Annotated in this window: 14 protein-coding genes and 1 pseudogene; 4 read left to right on the forward strand and 11 right to left on the reverse strand. The window is 67.8% G+C overall.

Going from position 1 to position 20,166, the window contains the following annotated elements; genetic code table 11:
• Window positions 1-178: 178 nt before the first annotated feature.
• On the reverse strand, window positions 179-493 hold the full coding sequence (locus LH62_RS30315) for a hypothetical protein (RefSeq protein ID WP_144404463.1): 315 nt from the start codon (window positions 491-493) through the stop codon (window positions 179-181).
• Between the two features lie 140 nt (window positions 494-633).
• On the opposite strand from LH62_RS30315, the gene LH62_RS11940 reads away from it, so the two are divergent.
• Window positions 634-1,251 (forward strand): TetR/AcrR family transcriptional regulator, encoded by a 618-nt coding sequence (locus LH62_RS11940; RefSeq protein WP_201445479.1) that lies wholly within the window; start codon window positions 634-636, stop codon window positions 1,249-1,251.
• 150 nt (window positions 1,252-1,401) lie between these two features.
• Here LH62_RS11940 and LH62_RS11945 read toward each other — a convergent pair whose 3' ends face one another.
• From LH62_RS11945 to LH62_RS28300, 3 genes are all read right to left on the reverse strand, one after another.
• The gene (locus LH62_RS11945; protein WP_043361516.1) at window positions 1,402-3,534 is read right to left on the reverse strand and encodes a TonB-dependent receptor; all 2,133 of its coding nucleotides are present in this window, start codon (window positions 3,532-3,534) and stop codon (window positions 1,402-1,404) included.
• Between the two features lie 262 nt (window positions 3,535-3,796).
• Window positions 3,797-3,898 carry a GTP-binding protein gene (locus tag LH62_RS29330; RefSeq protein ID WP_082012839.1) on the reverse strand — a complete coding sequence of 34 codons (102 nt, stop codon included), beginning with the start codon at window positions 3,896-3,898 and terminating at the stop codon, window positions 3,797-3,799.
• A gap of 216 nt (window positions 3,899-4,114) precedes the next feature.
• Window positions 4,115-7,951 carry a PAS domain-containing protein gene (locus tag LH62_RS28300; protein ID WP_052214275.1) on the reverse strand — a complete coding sequence of 1,279 codons (3,837 nt, stop codon included), beginning with the start codon at window positions 7,949-7,951 and terminating at the stop codon, window positions 4,115-4,117.
• A gap of 350 nt (window positions 7,952-8,301) precedes the next feature.
• Here LH62_RS28300 and LH62_RS11955 point away from each other — a divergent pair, with 350 nt between their 5' ends.
• The 3 genes and pseudogenes from LH62_RS11955 (at window position 8,302) to LH62_RS32355 (ending at window position 11,364) form a co-directional block, all read left to right on the forward strand.
• Entirely contained in the window at window positions 8,302-8,514 is a 213-nt protein-coding gene (locus LH62_RS11955) for a hypothetical protein (RefSeq protein WP_043361519.1), read from the forward strand.
• Window positions 8,515-9,698: 1,184 nt separating this feature from the next.
• Window positions 9,699-10,691, forward strand: a pseudogene (locus LH62_RS32350) (diguanylate cyclase domain-containing protein); the annotation flags it as partial.
• A 13-nt stretch (window positions 10,692-10,704) separates the two neighbouring features.
• On the forward strand, window positions 10,705-11,364 hold the full coding sequence (locus LH62_RS32355; protein WP_255359992.1) for an EAL domain-containing protein: 660 nt from the start codon (window positions 10,705-10,707) through the stop codon (window positions 11,362-11,364).
• Between the two features lie 65 nt (window positions 11,365-11,429).
• Here LH62_RS32355 and LH62_RS30320 read toward each other — a convergent pair whose 3' ends face one another.
• The 7 genes from LH62_RS30320 to LH62_RS11990 all read right to left on the reverse strand — a co-directional run bounded on the left by LH62_RS30320 (window position 11,430) and on the right by LH62_RS11990 (window position 20,016).
• The gene (locus LH62_RS30320; protein WP_144404464.1) at window positions 11,430-11,630 is read right to left on the reverse strand and encodes a hypothetical protein; all 201 of its coding nucleotides are present in this window, start codon (window positions 11,628-11,630) and stop codon (window positions 11,430-11,432) included.
• 283 nt (window positions 11,631-11,913) lie between these two features.
• Window positions 11,914-14,109, reverse strand: a complete 2,196-nt coding sequence (locus LH62_RS11965) for a bifunctional UDP-sugar hydrolase/5'-nucleotidase (RefSeq protein ID WP_052214281.1) — start codon at window positions 14,107-14,109, stop codon at window positions 11,914-11,916.
• A gap of 610 nt (window positions 14,110-14,719) precedes the next feature.
• Window positions 14,720-16,285 (reverse strand): choice-of-anchor I family protein, encoded by a 1,566-nt coding sequence (locus LH62_RS11970; RefSeq protein ID WP_144404465.1) that lies wholly within the window; start codon window positions 16,283-16,285, stop codon window positions 14,720-14,722.
• A 275-nt stretch (window positions 16,286-16,560) separates the two neighbouring features.
• The gene (locus LH62_RS11975) at window positions 16,561-17,652 is read right to left on the reverse strand and encodes a TRAP transporter substrate-binding protein (protein WP_043361520.1); all 1,092 of its coding nucleotides are present in this window, start codon (window positions 17,650-17,652) and stop codon (window positions 16,561-16,563) included.
• Window positions 17,653-17,809: 157 nt separating this feature from the next.
• Entirely contained in the window at window positions 17,810-18,757 is a 948-nt protein-coding gene (locus LH62_RS11980) for a PDR/VanB family oxidoreductase (protein WP_043361522.1), read from the reverse strand.
• A 1-nt stretch (window position 18,758) separates the two neighbouring features.
• The gene (locus LH62_RS11985; protein ID WP_043361525.1) at window positions 18,759-19,337 is read right to left on the reverse strand and encodes an MOSC domain-containing protein; all 579 of its coding nucleotides are present in this window, start codon (window positions 19,335-19,337) and stop codon (window positions 18,759-18,761) included.
• Between the two features lie 70 nt (window positions 19,338-19,407).
• Window positions 19,408-20,016 (reverse strand): helix-turn-helix domain-containing protein, encoded by a 609-nt coding sequence (locus LH62_RS11990; RefSeq protein WP_043361526.1) that lies wholly within the window; start codon window positions 20,014-20,016, stop codon window positions 19,408-19,410.
• Window positions 20,017-20,166: the final 150 nt, after the last annotated feature.

Raw genomic sequence — 20,166 nt, forward strand, 5'->3', positions numbered from 1 at the left:
TACGATTGAGTTACCCGCATAGGTTGTAGAGATTCCTTCGCGCGTCTGGTCGGTTGCAGAAGTGCCGAGAGGGCAGCTTCTGCTGTGGCGAAGGAACACGGGCCACAACAGTTTCATGAGCAAATATCAGTCAAGCATATTCCAAGTGTCCGCCCCATAGCGCAGGAGATTGGCAAGACTACCTGGGGGGAAGCGCCTCGTGAGCCAGGAAATGGCCAGCCGATTCAGCTTGTCCGGCTTTTCTTCCGGTGTCCAATTCCAGCAATCGGCGACAATGTGCTTCTCGAGGTCTGGCACGTGGGCATCCATGCCGTTCGCCATACTCGGACGGAACCACGGCATGGGCAGCCGACACCATCATGGACGGCACACGGACGGTCTGGTCGGCGCCAAGCCCCGCCTGCCAGTTCCTCGACAGGTTGCGGTACCAGTTGATGGCCGGCGTGAAGCCGGTGCGCTCGAAATGGCTGGCGTAGAAATTCAACTCCTGCACGCTTAGCACGTCCGCGCCAGGAAAGCTTTCCGGCAGGGGCCGTCCGTAATACTAGCCTCCTTGTTTCGGGCTATTAACCTACCTTTAGTAGAGAATCGAACTTGGCTACCGTTGGTAGGTTCCGCAAGGCGGCCGGTGAAGTGAAAAAGGATCCGCGAGAGGGAGACGGGCACGAGACGCCGCGCAGGCTCTCGAAGGACCAGCGGCGGCGTCAGCTGCTCGACACGGCGCTGCTGATCGTCAGGGAGGAGGGTGCGGACCGGCTGACGCTGGGGCACTTGGCCGCTCGCGCCGGTATCTCCAAACCCGTGGCCTACGACCATTTCGGCACCCGGTCGGGCCTGCTGATCGAGCTCTACCGATGGATCGATGTCGAGCGGGTGAATGCGTTTCGGGACGCGATGGCCATCGGTAAGCGGAGCCTCAAGGAGTGCGTCACAGCCCTGGCGGCCGCCTACATCCATTGTGCGGCCGACAAGACCGACGAGTTCCACGCGGTGGGCGCCGCGTTGGCGGGCAGCGAGGAGAAAGCCAAGGTCTTCCAGGAGCTACTCGACAACTCCGTCCGGATGTTCGTATCGGTCCTGCAGCCTCACAGCACCCTGCCGGCTGCCGAGCTGGAGCACCGCTGCATCGGCCTGGTCGGCGCGGGCGAGGCGCTTTCGGCCGCGCTGGTGCGCGGCAACGTCGGCGAGGCCGAAGCTGCCGGCGTCTTCGCATCGTTGATCGAGGGTGGATTGCGCGCACGCGCGGGATGAAGCGGGCTTGGCGCCTGGCGCATGTCGATCAGGATGGCCGCCTGCGCCGGAAGCGACCTTGCCGCGCCCGGCCGGGCGCGCCGGACCATGGGCCAACTCCCTCATGGCCCATGGACTCCCGTTCGGGGCCAAGCCGAAGTCATCCAGCGGTCAGAATGTCACCGTCACGAGGAAGCGCACGGTGCGGCCGGGCAAGAGCACCTCGTCCTTCTTGAAGGAAGCGACGTTGCGGATATCGGAGTCCAGCAAATTGGTCCCGATGATCGAAAGGTTCGCACTACGGACGTCGTCCAGCCGCGCCGTATAGCCGATGCGCGCGTTCAGCAGATCGTAGCCCTTCGTCGGCGTCTCGTTCTCTCCCAGGCGGTTCTGATTGAAGGCATGAAGGTAGTCGATGCTGCTCTGGATCCTGCCGTCGCGCCAGAACACGCCACCTCCCAGCCGGTGCGGCGGGATGCGCGGCAGGTTGCCGCCGCCCTCGAACCGAGCGCGCACGAAATCGTAGCGGCCGGAGACGCCCAGGGTGCCGTCCCAAAGCTGGAAGAGGTCCTGCTCGGCCTTCGCTTCCAGGCCATGGAAGCGGGCATTCCGCTGGCCGTAGGCGGTCTGCAGGAAGTCTCCGTTATTCCCCTCCGCGCAGGAGCTGAACTCTTCGCCGCAGCTGTTGCCGGTGAGCGTGCGATAGATGAAACCGTCGAAGCTGGAGTAGAAGGCGCTGGTGTCGAAACGGGTCGATCCGGTCGTGCGGGACAGTCCCAGCTCCACCGAGGTGGCTCGCTCCTTCCGCAGGTTGGGATTGCCGATGTCGAAGGTGCCGGAGGCGTCGTGTGCGCCGCGGGAAAAGAGTTCGGCGGCGCTCGGCGCACGCTGTACGTGCTGCCCGGTCACACGCGCCTGCATCGCCCAAGGCAGGTCGTAGAGCGCGCCGAGGCTGACGCTGAACGGCGTATATGTGCGGCGCTGCCCCGTGGTGGCCAGCTCCGCATCAGGATCGAGGGGAAGGTTGCCCTGCGGGAAATCACCGGTCGCCCCGACGACCCGGTTGAACTCGACCCGCCCGGCGGCCTGCAGCCGCAGACGCGGTGTCAGGGTCAGCTCCTCGAAAAGGTAGCCAGCGTAGCGGTCCGTGCGGCTCGGCGGCAGAAACTCCAGGAACTCGCCGGTGGTGCGGATGCGCTCCTGCTCGACGGAGACGCCGAAGCTGCCGCTGAGCGGGCCAAGGCCCGTGTTGATCGGGACATGTTGCAGTTCGATGCGGCCATCCCAGCTGCTGTTGCGGAACCCGCCATGAACCACTCGTGCGCCTGCTAACTGGCCCGCACCGAGCCCCTCCCCACCAAGCTCATCCGCTTCCTCTGCACCGATCTCCTCGTGGCGGTACTTGGAGAAGCCGAGCCAGCCGCTGATCCGCTGGACAGGACCGCTGCCCGGACGGTACTCGGCGCGGGTGGACCAGCGAACCTGCTCCGCCCGCAGGGCCGTACGGGCCTGGGCCTCCTCGCCACCGGGGATCTCGTACAGGCTGCGGAAATGGGACACCGAGGTGCCGACGAAACCCTGGCTGAAGATGTAGCTCAAGCCGGCCGACTTGCCGTCCGTCCGCACGCCGCTGTTCTCCTGCCGCCTGCCGCCGGGGATGCGGTAGTCGCTATCGTAGCGGCCGAACATGTCGAAATGCGCGACCCAGTTCCCCACGCGCACATCGGTGGTGCCCACCCCATCCCAGCCGCGGGACCCGCTGTTCCAGCCGCCCGAGATGCGACCTTGCACAGCCCTGTCCGGAAGAGCGGTGGGAATGCGGTTGTTGATGACGTTCACCACGCCGCCGATGGCCTGCGAGCCCCAGCGCAGCGCAGCCGGACCGCGGACCACTTCGACCCGCTCCGCCGCGAGCGGGTCCAGCGGCACGACGTGATCCTCGCCCAGGGCGGAGACGTCGCCCGAAAGGAAGCCGTTTTCCTGGAGCCGGACGCGGACGCCTTCCAGGCCACGGATGATGGGCCGGCTGGCGCCGGGGGCGAAGGTGCTGGAGGTGATCCCCGGCTCGGTAAACAGGACATCACCAAGGTTGCGGGCCGGACTGGCGACGATCTGCTCCCGCTCCAGCGTCGTCACGGGTACGAAGCTGCCAAGCTGGTCCGTGGTGATGGGGCTTGCCGTCACTGAAACGGGCGGAAGCGAGATCGACGGCGAGGCATCTTGCCAGGCCGGGCCCAACTCCTGCGCCGAGGCATTCGGCCAGGTCCCGATGGAAGCAAGGACTGCGACCGTCGCTAGGAGCATCGAACGGCTAGACATCATCATGTGGGCCCCGGCCTTCAGCAACCAACGGTTATTGATCGGCGTTGGCGTAAGTTAGGTTATAACATTCCAAAATGGATGGAGCGCAAGAGCCTGCGGTGAGGGTCCTTGGCGACGTGTGCTCGACAGACAGCCATGGGGCGATGCCGAACGGGACCTATGGGGCAAATGCCGAGCAAGGCGCCGCCTGGCAAGCGGCCGTCGCTCGGCCCGCGTCGGAAGGAACCGGGCCATGACCACGCACTCAGCCGGCCGAGCTTGCCTCGAAGCCCCGTCGCAGCGCAGGGCGATTCAGGGTGCGGCCAATGAAAACGATTTTCGATTGCCGGATGCCATCGGCCCACAGGGCGCAATGAAGTCGTCATCGGCCAGCACATGGACTGCCTAGCCTGCGATCCCGCCTCGCCGCACCGATCCGGGGGCCGCTTGCCTGGACTCTGTCTATGCCAACCATCGCCTGGTCGAGAACCCTTGGGCAGGGCTGAAAGAATGGCGCATGGTCGCCACCTGCCATGAGAAGACCGCGCGCCGAGACCGGCTCATGGCGGAACCGGATGCTTTCTCAAGCCGGATGAAAAAAGAAGGCAAGACCGACGAGGTGGGTTGGCCGGCAGCCGCCGTCGGCGGCAAGCGGCAGCACCAGCCGCTCGAAGCAGAGGGGCTCCCCCCCCCCCCCCCAGCCCTGGCGGGCGCAGTCATGGCTGGGTGCTCCGAGGCGGGTGCAGCGCCGATAGGCGTCGTCAAGGCCGCTGAACGCCTCATCCGTCTCCAGATCTCCCCCGACCTGCTCGCCCTCCAGCGGCCGGCCCAGCCGCTGCGCCAGCGCGGCACCGACGCTGACGAAGCGCAGGCGCGGCTCGCCCTGCTCCACTTCCTCCAGCGCCACCGTGAAGGCGTGCTCGGCCCCGGCATGCCCGGCGAGGTCCAGCGCCTCCGGACTGGGCAGGCCGTCGCCGCCCGCCATGCTGCGAAGTGCGCACCATGCCAGGTAGATCCCCCGCAGCTCCGGCCTGCTCAGGCGCATGAGCATGGTCTCATGCGGCGTGCTCGGCAGGCGGCCGAGGGCGGCCAGCACCCGCCGGGACAACTCGGCCTGCGTGAAGGGTTTGGCGAGAACCACCTCGCTCACCAGCGCGGCGGCATCGCGGTAGCCGCTGACGAACAGGATGGGGACGCCGGGCCAGACGGAGCGCAGGCGAAGGGCGAGGTCCGGTCCGCGGCCGCCCGGCATGGTGATGTCCGTCACGACGAGATCGAGCTGCGCCGTGGCGGATGCCTGCGCCATGGCCGAGGCAAGGCTGTTGGCCTCGATCACCTCGTAGCCGAGATCGCGCAGCTGGGTCGTCATGACCAGCCGGACATGATCGTCGTCATCCACGACGAGGACGGTCGCCGGGCCGTGCAGCGCCGGGCTCGGATCGGCCTCCGCCGCGACGGCCGGGACTGCGGCCGACGCTGCCGCGCGCGGCAGCCAGATCTCGGCCGTGGTGCCCTCGCCCGGCGCACTGAGCAGACGGAGCACCCCGCCCGACTGCCGAGCGAACTCATGCACCATGGCGAGGCCGAGCCCGGTGCCCTGGCCGCGCGGCTTGGTTGTGAAGAAGGGCTCCGATGCCCGAGCCAGCACCTCGGGCGCCATGCCGGGACCGCTGTCCCGGACGGAAGCGACGACATAGTCCTGATTCGGGTCCAGTCCTTCCGGATGGTCCCTGTCGGGCGACGCGGCAGCGTTGCGCGCGGCGACCACGAGGCTGCCGGCGCCTTCCATCGCGTCGCGCGCGTTGACGACGAGGTTCAGCAGCGCGATCTCGAGGCGGTGCGGGTCGGTCAGGATGGGCCAGGCATCCGGGTCGGCGCCCAGGGACAAGGCGATGCCGCTGCCCACGGAGCGCCGGAGCATCTCGTCGATCTCCTCCAGCACGCGAACGGGCCTGACGACGACAGGAACCACGTCCTCGCGGCGGGCGAAGGCCGAGAGTTGCCGGACCAGGGCCGCAGCCCGCTCCGCCGCCTGCTCCCCGCCCCGCGCCAGGTTCAGGATCTGCTGGTTGCCGCCCGCACGCCGCGCAATCAGCCGCAGGCTGCCCATGACCGCGGCGAGGACGTTGTTGAAGTCGTGGGCCACGCTGCCCGTGAGCTGGCCCAGGGCCTCGAGCTTCTGCGCCTGGACGAGCGCCGTCTGGGTTTCCTCGCGGCGCCGGATCTCCGCCCGAAGCTCCTCGGCAGCCTCGCTCAGCGCACGGGTGCGCTCGGTGACGCGGACCTCGAGCTCCGCATTGACGCGCACCAGGGCCGCCTCGGCGGCCTTGCTCTTGGTGACGTCGAATGCCACGCCGCAAAGCCGTGCGGGCATGCCGTCCGGCCCCGGTTCGGCTTCGCCCATGGTCTGGATCCAGCGGACGTCGCCGCCTGGCAGGACCACGCGGAACTCGGTGTCGAACCGGCCGCCCTGAGCGGCGAGCCGCCGGTGTTCGGCCAGGAAGACGTCGCGGTCCTCGGGATGCACGCGGGCCAGCACGGCGGCGAAATCGCAACGCGCATCGGGTGGCAGGCCGTAGAGCTCGCGGAAGCCGGGCGAAACCTCCGCCTCGCCGCCCGTGCCCGGGTTCTTCACCTCGTAGGTGGCGACCCGGCCTGCCTCGGTGACGCGGCGGAGCGCAGCCTGGCTCTCGGCGAGAGCCAATTCGGCACGCTTGCGGTCGGTGATGTCGAAGTCGATGCCGATCATCCGGGTCGGCCTGCCGGTGCCGTCCCGCAGCACCGTGCCGCGTGTCACCACCCAGCGCTCGCCACCATCGGCCCGGCGCATGCGGAACTCGATATCGTAAGGGGCCTCGTCGGCCAGGGCGCGGCGGAGCGCCGCTTCGACCCGCGGCAGGTCGTCCTCATGCACCAGGGCGCGGAAGTCGTCGACGGTGCCGCCGAAGGATGCCTCGGACATGCCGAGCGCCGCCTCCAGGCCGCCCGACCACTGCACGGCGCCGGTGACGACGTTCCAGTCCCAGGAGAAGATCCGCGCCGCCCCCATGGCGAGGTGCATCCGCTCATGCGCATGGGCAAGCGCGGCCTCGGTGGCCTCCCAGCCCGAGAGGTCGACTACGAAGGCCGAGGTCGCGCCGACCGCGCGGTCGTGGAAGGCGAAGAACATCAGGACCGGTACCCGGGTGCCGTCGGGCCGGACATACTCCTTCTGGTAGGGCGCACAGGCGCCGTTCCGGGCTGCCTCGGCGATCGCGGCCTCGTCACGGCCGATCCACTCGGGCGGCGTCAGGTCGTCCCAGCGGATGCGGCCCGCCGCCAGATCCTCGCCCGTCATGCCGACGATGCGCAGGAAGGCGGCGTTGGCGGCGGTGACCCGCCCGCCCGCGTCCGAGCGGACCACGCCCACGGGGCTCGTCTCGAACAGCGCGCGCGCCTCGGCGGCAGCGGCCTCGCGCGCCTCGGCCCGCCGCGCCAGCAGCGCCCCCAGCTCATCGATCTCGCGGACGGCGGCCCCGGCGGGTGCGCCTGCCAGCCCCGGGTCGCCGAGCCGTCGCAGCGACCCCGCGAGGCGGTTGGCGAAGAGGACGCTGAAGACGAGGGTCACCGAGAGCAGCCCCGCCCCGATCAGGAGCGTCGGCAGCAGGGCCTGCCGCAGCGAGGCTTCGAACGCCGCCTCCGGCACGGTCACCTTGACCCGGAAGCCGGATTGCGGCGCCAGAGCGTAGGCCGCGCGCACCCGCTCGCCCTCGAGCGCGGTGTAGGCCCCGATCATCCCGGCCTCCGCCCCGAGGGCTGCTTGCACCTCGGCGGATGGCTTGGTCGCCAGCGCCTCCCGGTCGCGCGAGGTCCGCGCCACGGTCGTGAGTTCCCGGTCGAGGGCGGAGGCCACCGAGCCGGGCGGCAGGCGCTGTTCGGTCAGGGTCGAAAGCAGGCGCTCACGCGGCATGACCAAACCGAGGACATACCTGACCGGTTCGGTTCCTGCGGGATCGGGAACCAGGAAGGGGACCGCGACGGCGACGGACCATTTCCCTACGCTCGGGCTGACGAACAGGTTGCCGACCACGGTGCGCCAGGTGGCGAGTGCCTCGACGGCCGGTCCGGTCGACATGGGCAGCCGCCGCTCGTCCGGCGCCCAGCTCGTGCTCAGCCGCATGCGGCCGTCCGGTCCGACAAGGTTTACGGCCTGGGCCCCAAAGGCCGTCGCGGCCGAGCGCATCTCGGACCAGAAGGTCGGCAGGTCGCCACGGGCAAGCGCAGGCGAGCGGGACAGGGCATGGAGGAGGCGCTCGGCCCCCGCGAACTCGCGGTCGAGCAGCAGGGCCATCGCATAGGCGCGGGCGACGAGGCCTTCCTCCACCCGCAGCCGCTCGGCGCGATTCTGCTGCCAGACGGCACCGCCCGCCAGGGCGAGCAAGGGAAGGGCAGCCCCGAGGGCGAAAACGAGAACCCGGCGGCGGAGGGTAGGGGCGCGCTTCGCTGAACCGAGGGTTTGAATGTGCGCATCACTTGGCGGGGGGCCAGGACGGCCTCGCAGCTCTGTCAGCACCACCGCGACCACCCCCACTCAGGATCTTGTCCGCGCTCACGGTTGCGGTGAGTAAAGTTTCCATTAGCGCTGAGCAACCAACAATAATATTGTGAATCCATAACGACAAAACCATGCCAATTCAAAGAACTAGCTTTCAACCAATAGTTGCTGACCTGCTCCCTGTGCCGACGCAAAACCTTGGGTCGCCAGATGGAGGCCCGACACGGCCTCGCGGGATGGCCGGGACGACCGGCATCGGCCCGAGCGCGGTGCAGCGCACCTGGCAGACCAACCACCTGCGACCGTACCGCCCCTGCGGCGTGGACGACATGGTCGGCCGGACCCGACAACAAGCCTTCGTGCTTCCGCCGCTCCCTTGCGGCATGACGCACGCCAACTGGCGGCGGCGCTTGACCTTCCCGATCGGTCCGACGCGCGGTTTTGGATGAGGCAGGGCTCCGCCATGCCTCCCCGATTTGGCGAATCGGGGCGCGGATTTAACGCTTTGTAGACCAAGCGAAGCTACTACCAGGAACCTAGCGCGCCCTCTCGCGCGATCCGGAGGAAGCCCGGAACCCGAGTTCCAGGCGTCTCTCGAACCAGACGCCCCGGTCCTCGGCTGAAGCCGACCGCGGAGCGAGTGACGAGAATGCTTGGATGGCTTGGACGCATCACTGCCGCCGCCCGCCGGAGACTGAAGGCCGAGCTCCTGGCCGTGGCCTCGATCATCGTCGTGGCCTGGCTTGGAGCATGGGTGTTTGTCGTTCACCAGCATGCGGCGGAGGTCGAGGAAACCGTCGTGCGGGCGGAGACGCTCGCCCGCCTGTTCGAGGAGAACGTGACGGGGCGGATCAAGGTCATCGACAACACGCTCCTCCTGTTTCGCGCCTCCGAAGCGGATGGGATGCCCAACATGGACGTCCGCATCTGGAGCGACGCCGTGGAACGGGGTGCGCCGGTCTTCCAGATCGCGCTCCTTGGGCCCGACGGCCGGCTGGTGAGCAGCAACCTGACGGCGACTCCGTCGAGGCTGGACCTCAGCGACCGCGAGCATTTCCGCTTCCATGCCGACACCCCCGAGCGCGACGAGCTCTTCATCAGCCGACCCATCATCGGGCGGGTTTCGGGAAAGACGTCGATCCAGTTTTCCCGCCGGCTTGTTGACCGCAGCGGCGGGTTCGGGGGGGTGGTCGTGGCCTCGGTAAGCCCGGCTTTCCTGACCGAAGTGAGGGCCGAGATAGGCGAGGCGAATGCCACCTTCGCCCTCATCGGCAGGGATGGCGAGATGCGTGCCCTGGCCCCGAACCCCGCGCCTGCCTGGGCTACAAGGGGCGCGCCTGCGCTCGCCGAGGCGGTGGCCCTTGCCACGCAGGCAACGCTCACGCCATCGGCATCCGACCGATCCGTCACCGCGGTCCGGCGGCTGCACGACCTGGGTCTCATAGTGGCCGTCTCGCTTCAGGAGGAACGTCCATCCAGCAGCTTGTCGCACAGCCGCAGGTCGGCCGCCGGGGGCGCCGCGGCGGTGAGCCTGCTGGCCATCGCAGGGGGCATCGCCCTTGCCCAGCGGCGGCAGCGGCTGGAGATGTCCCAAAGGATTCTGGTCGCGTCCCGCAAGGCGCTGTCGGACGCGATGCAGAATGTGAGCCAGGGCATCCTGCTGCTGGACGACGAAGGCCGGGTTCTCGTCGCCAACGGGCAGACCGCCCGCCTCCTCGGGGTGCCGCGCGAGACACTGGAAGGGATGCCGAACTTGGTGGACGTCACCCTGGCGCAGTACCGCGCAGGCGAGTTCGGCGACAGGTTCGCCTCGGAGGAGGACGTCGTCGACTATATCCGGGGCGAGTGGGCCAACCTGACCAGGACGCATGTCTACGAGCGGGTCCGGAGCGACGGCACGGTCCTCGAGGTGAGGACCAATCCCCTGCCGGATGGTGGCGGTTGCGTCAGGACGTACACCGACGTGACGGATCGCAAGGCGGCCGAGGAAAGGGCGCGGCATCTCGCCCTGCACGATACGCTGACCGGCCTGCCCAACCGTGCGCTCATCAACGAGCGTCTTACCGCAGCCACCGGCCGTGGCGCTTACGCCCTCCTGTTCGTTGACCTCGACCGCTTCAAGCTGGTGAACGACTTGTATGGGCATGATGCCGGGGACAAGCTTCTTGTGGACGTTGCCGCCCGGCTGCGCGAGGTCGTGCGGCCCGGGGACACCATCGCCCGGCTGGGTGGCGACGAGTTCACTGTGATGTTGCCGAACGCGACACCGGCGGCTGCGGGCGCGGTGGCTCGCCGCATCGTCGCGCTCCTGTCGGAGCCGTTCGAGGTCGCGGGCAGGGCATTCTCCATCGGCGCCAGCGTCGGCATCGCCATGCACCCGGAGCACGGAGCAAGCGGAACTGCCATGATGGCGGCCGCCGATACGGCGATGTACGAGGCGAAGTGCTCTGGCCGGGGGACCTATGCCATCTACGACGTAGCGATGGCACGCGGCGTCGAGGAACAGAAAAACCTCGAGAGCGACCTCCGGGTGGCGGTTGCGGAAAGGCAGTTCCGTCTCGTCTTCCAGCCCGTGCGACGCACCGACACCAGCGAGGTCACCGGCTTCGAGGCGCTTATCCGCTGGCACCACCCCGACCGTGGCGTCGTATCCCCCCACCCTATTCATTCCTGCCGCGGAGCAAAGTGGCCTCATCCTGCCGATCGGGGCATGGGTGCTGGAAGCGGCTTGTGCCGAAGCTGCAGCATGGGAAGGCGGACAGTTCGTCGCGGTCAACATGTCCCCGCCGCAATTCCTACAGCCGGATCTCTGCACGCAGGTTGCCGATGTACTCCACAGGACAGGTTTATCGGCGAGCCGTCTCGAAATTGAGGTCACGGAAGGGCTGATGCTGGGGAATTCCGACATAGTCCTTCGCAACATGAATGGCCTGCGAGAGATGGGCGTCCGCCTGGCGCTCGACGATTTCGGAACGGGCCATTCCAGCCTGACCTACTTGCGCCGCTTTCCCTTCGACCGCATCAAGATCGACCGCTCTTTCATCCAGAATCTGTCGCGGGATGTTGAATCCAAGGCCATTGTTGCCTCCGTCCTCACTCTCGGGCGAAGTCTCCGGATGTCGGTGCTCGCCGAGGGTGTCGAAACGGAAGGGCAACTCGACGAACTCCGCGCCATGCGTTGCGAGCAGGTCCAGGGCTACCTGTTGGGCAGACCCATGGCCCCTGAGGCTGCCAGGGAACTCGCGGCCGCCGGCATGGCCACGAAGAAGGCGCTCGTGGATGGAGAAGCAGCGACCTGAGCCGCTGCGCCTCGAGGTGGGTCGACCAGGTCGGCGTAAAGGACGGCACCGGGGGATGAAGCGGATCATCCCCCGGCATGTGGGTCTCCCGCATTCGGCGGGTACGCCTGGTAGATTTCCGGGACGAGTTCAAGACATTGCAAGGGGTGGATGCCGCATCGCGTGCCGAAGCTATCCGGGCCGGGCGGCACCGGGTCGCGGACCTCATGCGCCAGCACGGGATGGCCGCACATCTGTTCCAGCGCAGCCGTCCACCGACAGGCCATCCCGGGCCTGCCGCCACCACTGAAACACCAGGCGGTAGATGGCCTTCTGCGCCGCTGCTCCGGCCACCTGCACGCCGAGCGCATCGCATGCGGAGCTTATCGGCCACGCTCCAATGCTGCCCGGCATTGCCGCCGGACGGATTCGAGGCGCTGCAACTCCAACCGGCCCAGGCCCGCGGCAAGCAGGCCTGCAAAGCCCGCAGGCCTACCTGGTGTTCCTGCGGATCAAGGTCTGCGTGTCACGCCCGGACGCAATGGCCGGGCGTTCCCGCCAGCCTCCGGCTCAGAGGTACCAGACGCCCGTTGCCTCATAATTCGCGGTCACCTGGGCCGCGAGGGCATTCCAGTCCTGCGGCTCGGCGGGATCGATTGCGCCGAGGCCCACGCCATCGAGGTACCAGAAGCCGGTTGCCTCGAAGTTGGCGAGAACCTGTGCGGCGAGCGCGTTCCAATCAACCGGTTCTTCACCGCCGCCACCGGTCGCGCCTTCAAGGACGGTGTCGCCACGGACGGAAAGGTTCTGCACACGCTCATCCTGCTCAGCCGGCACCTCCGCCACGTCGAAGGCCGTCTCCGGCGTGCCATGCTCGGCGGCAAGGAAGTCAGCGAGCGCCTGCTGCTCCCGTCCCTCGGCAGCGAAGGAGCTGTCATCGCCTTGATAAAGATCCACCCGATCCGTGACGAATTCGTCGAAGGCATAGCCGTCGCCGCCCTCGGCCAGGAAGTTGAGCGTCACAACCCGGAACTCGCGTGCAGGATCGACCGCAACCTCGCCGTCGCGCACCAGCACCTCGGTCGGTGCCCCCGCTTCATTCACCAAGGCAAGGCTTTGCACGCGCTCGCCCGCGGGCAGGGTCGGGTCGAAGGAGAACTCGATGCCGGCGACTTGCGGGAAGGATCCCGGGGTGGTGCCAGGCGCAACGCCGGCGACGGCGCTTTCAAGCACCGCCTTCAGCCCCTCCGCAGTGAGCGTCACCAGCGAGAGCCCGTTGTTGAAGCGCAGCGCATTCTCGATATCGAGTTGGCTGATGCCCCCCTCCGGCTTATCCGCATCGGGATTGGCCTGCGGCGGCAGCGGCTCGGGCGTGGCGCCGGTTCCGTAGGTCCCGATCTCGGCCCGGATGCCGCCGCCATTCTTGATGCTGATGACGGTGGCCGGGTCCACTTCGCGCGCCGCGGCGAGATTGGCATCGCCCGTCAGGTCACCGAGATTGGTCTCCTGCGCGCGCACGGCGGTGCGGCGGCCTTCCAGGTAGACGTCGGTGAAGCCGAAGACCTCTCCATCCTTGGCGTCGATGACCTGGTCGACCGCATCCGTAAGGCCGCGCACGATGGCGCCACGGCTGCCCTCGGCATAAGGATCCTCATTGCCCCAAAGCTCGGTGACGGTCTCGTCGGTCGTCGCATAGGGACGGCTCTCGGCGGTGTCCGTCTCGGCGGGGAGGACGACCCCGTTCTCATCGAAGCCCACCACGAGGCGGCCGACATAGCTGTACTCGCTCGAGGTATTGACCACGGCCACGGGGTTGCCGTCGGCGCCGGTCTGGATCACCGGGTAACCCTCGGCCGGCGCATCACCGGAGCGGAGCGGCGTGCCGTCATCGGCGAAGAGCGCATGGCTGCCGCCGGCGACCACGACATCCACATCCGAAAGCTTGGTGGCGAGCTCGAGCTCGAGCTGGTACTGCTGCAGGTGGCTGAGAAGCACCACCTTGTCGATCCCCTGCGCCGTCATCTGATCGACATAGGGCTGGAGTATCGATGCCAGCTCGTCCGTGTTGTCCAAGGCGCCGTCGCCATTCGGATCCAGCACCTGGACGCCGCCGACGGAGGAGATGGAGGCGAGGATCTGGGTCGTGACGCCCAGGACGCCGATCGTCTCGCCATTCTCCTCGATCGTCGTCCAGGGGGCGATGCGCGGTGCATCCGCCGCTGCTTCGGGTGCTGCGATGTCCGCGGCGGTGGCCGCATAGCCGGCTGCATCGCGCAGGTCGGCCGTGTAGAGGCGGCCGAGCGCGGCATCACCGGAGAAGTCAAGATTGGCGGACAGGTAGGGAAAAAGCGGGCCAAGCGCGGTGATGCCGTCCTCGTCGGCGGCGACGTCGATGGCATTCGCCAGCACCGTCGTGCCAAGATCGAATTCATGGTTGCCGAAGACGCTGGCCTGTACGCCGATGGCGCTCAGCACTGCCATGTCGACGCGGCCGAGGTCCTGGGTGAGGCTGGGAAGCTGCTCGACGGGGACGCCGAGCAAAGCGGCATAGGCGTCTCGCAGCGGCTCGGCGAGGCTCGCATCGCCCTCGGCGTTGAGAAAGGGCGAGGGAATGAAATTATCGCCGGAAGACAGCGTGATGCTGTTCGGTGCCGAATCCTCGAGCTTGTCGACGATTGCCGCGAATTGCGGGGCCCGATCAGGGGCGGCAAGCCCCGCCTCGAAATCCGATGCATGCAGGATCTGCAACGTATAATTGGCGGCCATTGGCTTGTCGTCCCGATACCGTAAATTTTGTGGCGCCGGATGGCGCATGGGAACGAATAAGCGGAGCGGCAGCGACGATCCGGCACGTATCTGTGACGTTAAGGTCCGTCAATGAAATGGCGTTCAATCGAATGCAATGCTGCTGACTCGTTGGCCGTGCTCGCCAACCTCATCGAGAGGCCCGGACGGAGCTTTAGGGATAGCCTTCTCGGGCACCACCTCCGGCATTGCCTCCGCAGTCGCGCGCTTTCGCGTTCCGGTCTCCTGAGCCGCCTTCAGGCCATCCTGCTCCCGCCCATGAGAAGCCAGACCTGCCGCAGCTTGGCGATGATCTCCACCGGCATATGGGTTCTTGCGGCCTCAGCCCAGCCTCCTCCGTAGCCGCCGGACTGCCTTGCCAGCGGACTACTTCCATGGGCAGGGAAGCCGTGTCCCACGACAAGGTCAGCCTGGCGACGCTTGGTCCTGTTCCTCTTGAGCGGGCCCTGACAGCGCAGGCCGGGCTGAATCCGTGATCGTGACGCCGGTCCGACTGGCCATGATAGGGGAGGGGACGTGGACCAGAATGCGACGGCACGGCGGTTCGCCGGCCGCCGCGACGCGTTCCTCGTCAGAACAGGTCGAGATCCGAAGTCCGCGGGCCTGCGCACTGCAAGGTATCGTCTTCGCAAAAGCTCAGCGCATAGGCGCGTGACGTACCGGAAACCTCGTTGGCCACGTAGAGTGTCGCATTTCCCTGGCCGGGCTCATCGACAACGGTGAAGACCTCCGGGCCGACATCGCCCGGCGTTGCGATCAAACCTGCGAAGCTCGCCTTGCGCGGGCCATCCACTTGGAAGGCCATGATCGCGTTCGAGCGCTCCAGGCCGACAAAGGCATACACCTCACCATCCAGCGTGGCGACCGCCACGTGCTCCGGCTCCGGGCCCTTGTTGTCGGACCGCGAATCGTCGAGCAGCGACGGGGCGGCCTGCAGCAATGTGCGCTCGATCAGGTCGCCGGAGTCGAAGGTCAGCTTCAGGCCGTTCTTCTGGACCTCCCAGATGCTGAAGCTCCGCCCGCCTAGCGTGTAGAGTGCGTCATAGTCGCCGTCGCCGTCGACATCGCCCTCGGTCGTCAGCACGTCGAGCCGGCCGAGATTGGCGTTCTGTTGCAGCGCGTCCGCGTCGGGGAATGCCTCGGGGTCAAGCTCGAGCGCGCCGATCCGGGCCGTGTCGGTGTAGTCGCCGTATTCCCGGGCGTCGCCCTCGTTCGCCGTGACGAGGTAGGTCTTGCCGTTGCGGTCGAAGGTGGCGATGCCGTCGGGCATGTAGAGACCATGGATCGGCCACGGCTTGATGTTGCCGACGCTGTCGTCACGGTCCGAGGCGTCGAGACCGGCATCCTTGCGCGAGAAGTCCTTGGCGCCCAGCGCGAAGACATCGGTGAAGACCGGGCCGCCCTTTGCCGCCAGGTCCAGCACGCCGACGGCATTGTTCTCCTGCAGCGTGACATAGGCTTTCCGGCCATCCGCCGACAGCGCGATGTACTCCGGCTCCAGGTCGGTCGTGGCAAGCGTCCCGGCCGGCCCGGTGATGCGCACGCCGGCATCGCGCAGCGCTGCGGTGTCGAAGGCGCCGAAGCCGGCGAAGCTGCTCTGGCCGGTGGCCGTGTCGATCACCTGCACGCCGCCGGCCGGGTCGCTGGCGTAGTCGGCAGTCGGCTCGCCCTCTATCGCAACGAGCAGATGGCGGCCGTTGGGTGTGAAGGTCACCATATCGGGCACGGCGCCACTCTCGATGGCACGGACGGAGGTCACGCTGCCCGCCGCATCGAACGTGTAGAGGCCGACCCAGCCATTGCTGCCGGGAACCGCGCCATTGAAGGCGACCGCGACCAAGTTGCCCTTCACCGCCACGCTGTTGCCGCCGCCGATCTCACCTGGATCGAGCGTGTCGCCCGGGATCGATTCGAGCGCGGTGGCGGTCAGGCCGCCCAGCCAGCCGCCATCATCGGCGTCAAGGATATCGACGCCGCTGTTGCCGAGGACGAGCGTCTGGTCGCGCAGCGGGTCATAGGCAACCACCTCCGCTCCGGACGAAACCGAGCGCGGGTCGGTTAACGGGTCCGCCGTCGTTCCGAGGTGCCGGAAGGACCATACGGACGTCCCTTTGACCTGCGCCACCGACTTCACCATTCCAGCCCCCGTGTTGTTCCGGTCCGGTTGCAGCTAGGATAAGCCGGGCACCCCGTCCGGCATGGTTATGTGACATTGTATACACAACAATGAGAGTGGCGTAGCCCGCAGCCTGCCGCTGAAACATCCGCTCCCAAAACAGCCGACGGACTACATTACCGGCGGACCATTCTTGCGGATTCGGGCGACTGGCGCCGTTTCGTCCGCGACTACGAGCGCCACTCGACGTCAGCCTGGGCGCACTCCTGCTCCGCCCTGGCATCCCTGACGGGCTTTCAGTTCCGCCGGCGCAGCCTCAGCATCATGGCGTCGAACTGGAAATCGGCAACCTGATGGTACTGGTAGTTCAGGTCGCGGAACGCCGCCTGGCTCTCGTACATCGCCTTGAACGTGGCGTTGCGCACCGAGATCTCCGCATAGAGCTCCGTCGCCGCGCGATACAGCACATCCAGCACCTCGTTCGGGAAGGCGCGCAGCGTCACCCCGCTGGCAACCAGGCGTCGCAGCGCCTCCGGATTCTTGGCATCGTACTCCGCCATCATGTTCAGCGTGGCAGCCTGCGCCGCGACAGCCACCGCGGACTTGTATCGCGCCGGCAGCTCCGCCCATTTCTGCGCATTGAAGACCGCATGGAAGACGGTGCCGCCCTCGCCCCAGCCGGGGTAGCAGTAGTTCTTCGCCACCCGGTACAGGCCAAGCTTCTCGTCGTCGTACGGCCCGATGTACTCCACGGCGTCGATCACGCCCCGCTCCAGCGCCGGGTAGATGTCGCCGGGCGGAATCTGCTGCGGTACCACGCCGGCGCGCTGCATCACCGTGCCGGCCAGGCCGGCCACGCGCATCTTCAGCCCGTTCAGCTGCGCCACGTCGCGGATCGGTTCCCGGAACCAGCCGCCCCACTGGTTGCCGGTCTGGCCGCACGGCAGGGCGACCATGTTGTAGCCCTTCAGAAACTCGTTGATCATCGTGTTGCCGCCGCCGTGGTAGCACCACGCATGCTGCTGCCGCGGGTTCATCATGAAGGGTACGGCAGCGGCCAGGGCGAAGGTCGGATCCTTGCCGATGTTGAAGAGCAGGCCAGTGTAAGCCGCCTCGACCGAGCCTTGCTGCACGGCATCGAGCGCCTGGAAGCCGCCCACCAGCTCCCCGGCCGGGAATTGCTGGATCTGGAACTGCCCGTCGGTCAGTGCGGCGACATGGCGGCAGAAGAATTCGCCGGTGCCATAGGTGATATCCAAGGTGCGGGTGAAGGAGGAGGTCATGCGCCAGCGGATGGCCGGCGCAGTCTGCGCCAGGGCCGGCGCGGCGAGAGGGGCGGCGGCCAGGGCGGAACCGGCTCCTGCGGAGAGCATGTCGCGGCGACGCATGGGATGTCCTTCTCGGAAGTCGGTTCCACCGCATTGGAGGAACTTCCATCAAAGGAGATGCACATCCCGTGCCGCTGGCTAACCCGGCGATTGCTGCGCAACAGCAGCTGAATTGCGCGGCGTCCAGGCGCCGCAGCCCGGAAGTCCGGCGTTCCGCCTACAAATCGAGCGTCACCGACACCCTTGCACGGGAAATGCAGGGCGTCATCCGGTCCTGGCGTGCGGCCACGGGCAGCACGTTGTCGCGGTGGATCACGACGCCGTCGCGGTAGCCGCAGACGCAGCTGCCGCAGACGCCCAGCTCGCAGGAGGAGGCCAGGGCGAAGCCGGCCTCCCGCAGCACCTCGAGCGCCGAGCGGTCAGCGGGCACCAGCAGCACCTGGCCGGTCGAGGCGATGCGCAACTCGAAGGGCTCGGGCTTGAAGTTTTCGTCCAGCGTCGGCTGGAACACCTCGTAGTGCTGGTTGGCCTCGGCCCAGCCGAGCGCCCTGGCCGCCGCGCGCACCGCCTCGGTCAGCCGGTGCGGGCCGCAGGCATAGAGGTGGGTGCCCGCCTCCGGCCCGCCGATCAGCGCCGGGTCGAAGCGACGGCCCTCCTCGGCGAACCAGGTCACGAGCTGCTCACGGCAGGCCGCGCGCAACTCCGGCAGAAGCGGTGCCAGCTCGGCGCTGCGGGCACAGAAATGCAGAGTGAAGTCCGCACCCTCGGCAGCCAGGCTGCGCGCCATGGCCAGCAGCGGGGTGACTCCAATGCCGCCGGCCACCAGCACATGGCGGCGAGCGCCCGCGACCAGGGGGAAGTTGTTGCGGGGCGAAGAAACCAGCACATCGCTGCCCATGGCCAGCGCGCCATGTAGCCAGGCGCTGCCGCCGCGGCCGCCTTCCTCGCGCTTCACCGCCAGCTGCCAGCGCTGCTGCACGCCCGGCTCGCCGCAGAGGGAATACTGGCGCAGGCGGCCATCGGGCAGGCGCAGGTCGACATGGGCGCCCGCTTCCCAGGCCGGCAGCAGCGGCTTCCGCGGGTGTTCCAGCGTGTAGAGCATGACCTCCGGCGTCGAGGCCTGCACGGCTGCGACGCGCAGCTTCTGGATGATGCGCGCCGTCATGTCAGTCGAGCGGGATGATGGCGTCGCCGGGCCGGATGATGCCGCCGCGCTCGATGCCGCAGTTGAGGCCGGAGCGGTTGTAGAGGGGCAGGTAGACCGGCATCCCCAGCAGCTCTTCGAGGTATTTGCAGGGAAAGTTCAGCCGGCCGCCGCGCAGGATCACCTCGCCCACCTGGAAGCGCCGGCCCACCAGGTGGTTCAGCGGCACGCCGCGCACCGTCAGGTTGCGGCGATGCTGCTCGGGCGCCAGCACGATGGGGCCGCCCTGCAGCGGCGGATCGTTGCGAGCCAGCGCGTCCAGCGCCTCCTGCTCGATCAGCGTCACCTCCCGCACGTCGGGCTTGGGCGAGTAGGTGCCGGTGCCGAGGAAGTAGCGGTCGCCCTCGATCCCGCGCCCGGCGACGCAGGTCGCTTCGGGCAGTTCCTCCATTTCGAAGCTGGCGGCCTCGGCGATGTGGATGTGCAGCAGCTCCCCGCGCCAGCCGCCCGCGCCGCCGGCGACATCCCTGGCGATGCGGGCGGCGGGGTGGTCGAAGGCTTCCCAATGGGTGGGCGGGGCCTTGGGGGGGAGGCTGTTCATGCACGCTGCCCTTGCCTGCTGTTCGTTGTTCCTCTTTTATGGTGGAGATATTTCCATCACAAGGGAAGCCTCATCGACGCGAGGAGCTGTCGATGACCAGCAGGTACTCGCATGGTTCCGTGCCTGGGTTGCTGAAGCCATGGGGGATAGTGGCGCCGAAGAACAGGCTGTCGCCGGCCTCCAGCGGCACTTCCGCCTCGCCCAGCTGCGCCAGCAGCCGGCCGCGCAGCACCCAGACATATTCCTCCACGCCGCTGCGGTGCGGGGTGAAGGCGCCTGTCGCCGCGCCTGGCGGCAGGGTGTTGTGCACCACATCCAGCCCCCGGCCCGGCAGCACGGGGGAGAGCACGCGGCGCGTGAAACCGGTTTCCTCGTCCCGCAGCACCGGCTGGCGTGCGCGGGGAATGACCAGCACCTCGGCCTCGGCGCTGGCGGGCATCATCAGTGCCGCGAAGGTCGTGCCCAATGCCTCGGCCAGGCGGGACAGCACGACGGTGGAGGGGACCGCCTCGCCCCGCTCCACCTTGGAGATCATGGAGCGGCTGACGCCGGACTTCGCGCTCAATGCCTCCAGCGAAAGGCCCTGGCGGCGGCGGCGCTCGCGCAGTTCGGCCGCCAGCGCCTCGATCTCGGCGGCACGGTCGGCTGCGCGCGGGTCGGCGGTCTGTGTGTCTGGCATCTGCCGTCTCCCTACACCGGAGGCGGCTCCAGGGGAAAGCGGGAGGTCATGAGATGGCCGGACGAGCCCGCCCCTGGCATCAGCGGCAACCTGTGACGGGGCGCAGCCGATCGGTCTGGGCGGCCCGCCCGATCTCATCAGCATGGCCGC

This window comes from Belnapia sp. F-4-1 (genome assembly GCF_000802185.1).
In the GTDB taxonomy this organism is placed as follows: Bacteria; Pseudomonadota; Alphaproteobacteria; order Acetobacterales; family Acetobacteraceae; genus Belnapia.

What these genes read in the sequence shown, in the direction of transcription:
- LH62_RS11955 (WP_043361519.1), top strand. Translation starts at nt 8,302, where the DNA reads ATGGCCGGGACGACCGGCATCGGCCCGAGCGCGGTGCAGCGCACCTGG.
- LH62_RS11965 (WP_052214281.1), bottom strand. Translation starts at nt 14,109, where the DNA reads ATGGCCGCCAATTATACGTTGCAGATCCTGCATGCATCGGATTTCGAG.
- LH62_RS11975 (WP_043361520.1), bottom strand. Translation starts at nt 17,652, where the DNA reads ATGCGTCGCCGCGACATGCTCTCCGCAGGAGCCGGTTCCGCCCTGGCC.
- LH62_RS11970 (WP_144404465.1), bottom strand. Translation starts at nt 16,285, where the DNA reads ATGGTGAAGTCGGTGGCGCAGGTCAAAGGGACGTCCGTATGGTCCTTC.
- LH62_RS11985 (WP_043361525.1), bottom strand. Translation starts at nt 19,337, where the DNA reads ATGAACAGCCTCCCCCCCAAGGCCCCGCCCACCCATTGGGAAGCCTTC.
- LH62_RS11980 (WP_043361522.1), bottom strand. Translation starts at nt 18,757, where the DNA reads ATGACGGCGCGCATCATCCAGAAGCTGCGCGTCGCAGCCGTGCAGGCC.
- LH62_RS11990 (WP_043361526.1), bottom strand. Translation starts at nt 20,016, where the DNA reads ATGCCAGACACACAGACCGCCGACCCGCGCGCAGCCGACCGTGCCGCC.
- LH62_RS11945 (WP_043361516.1), bottom strand. Translation starts at nt 3,534, where the DNA reads ATGCTCCTAGCGACGGTCGCAGTCCTTGCTTCCATCGGGACCTGGCCG.
- LH62_RS30320 (WP_144404464.1), bottom strand. Translation starts at nt 11,630, where the DNA reads ATGGCCTGTCGGTGGACGGCTGCGCTGGAACAGATGTGCGGCCATCCC.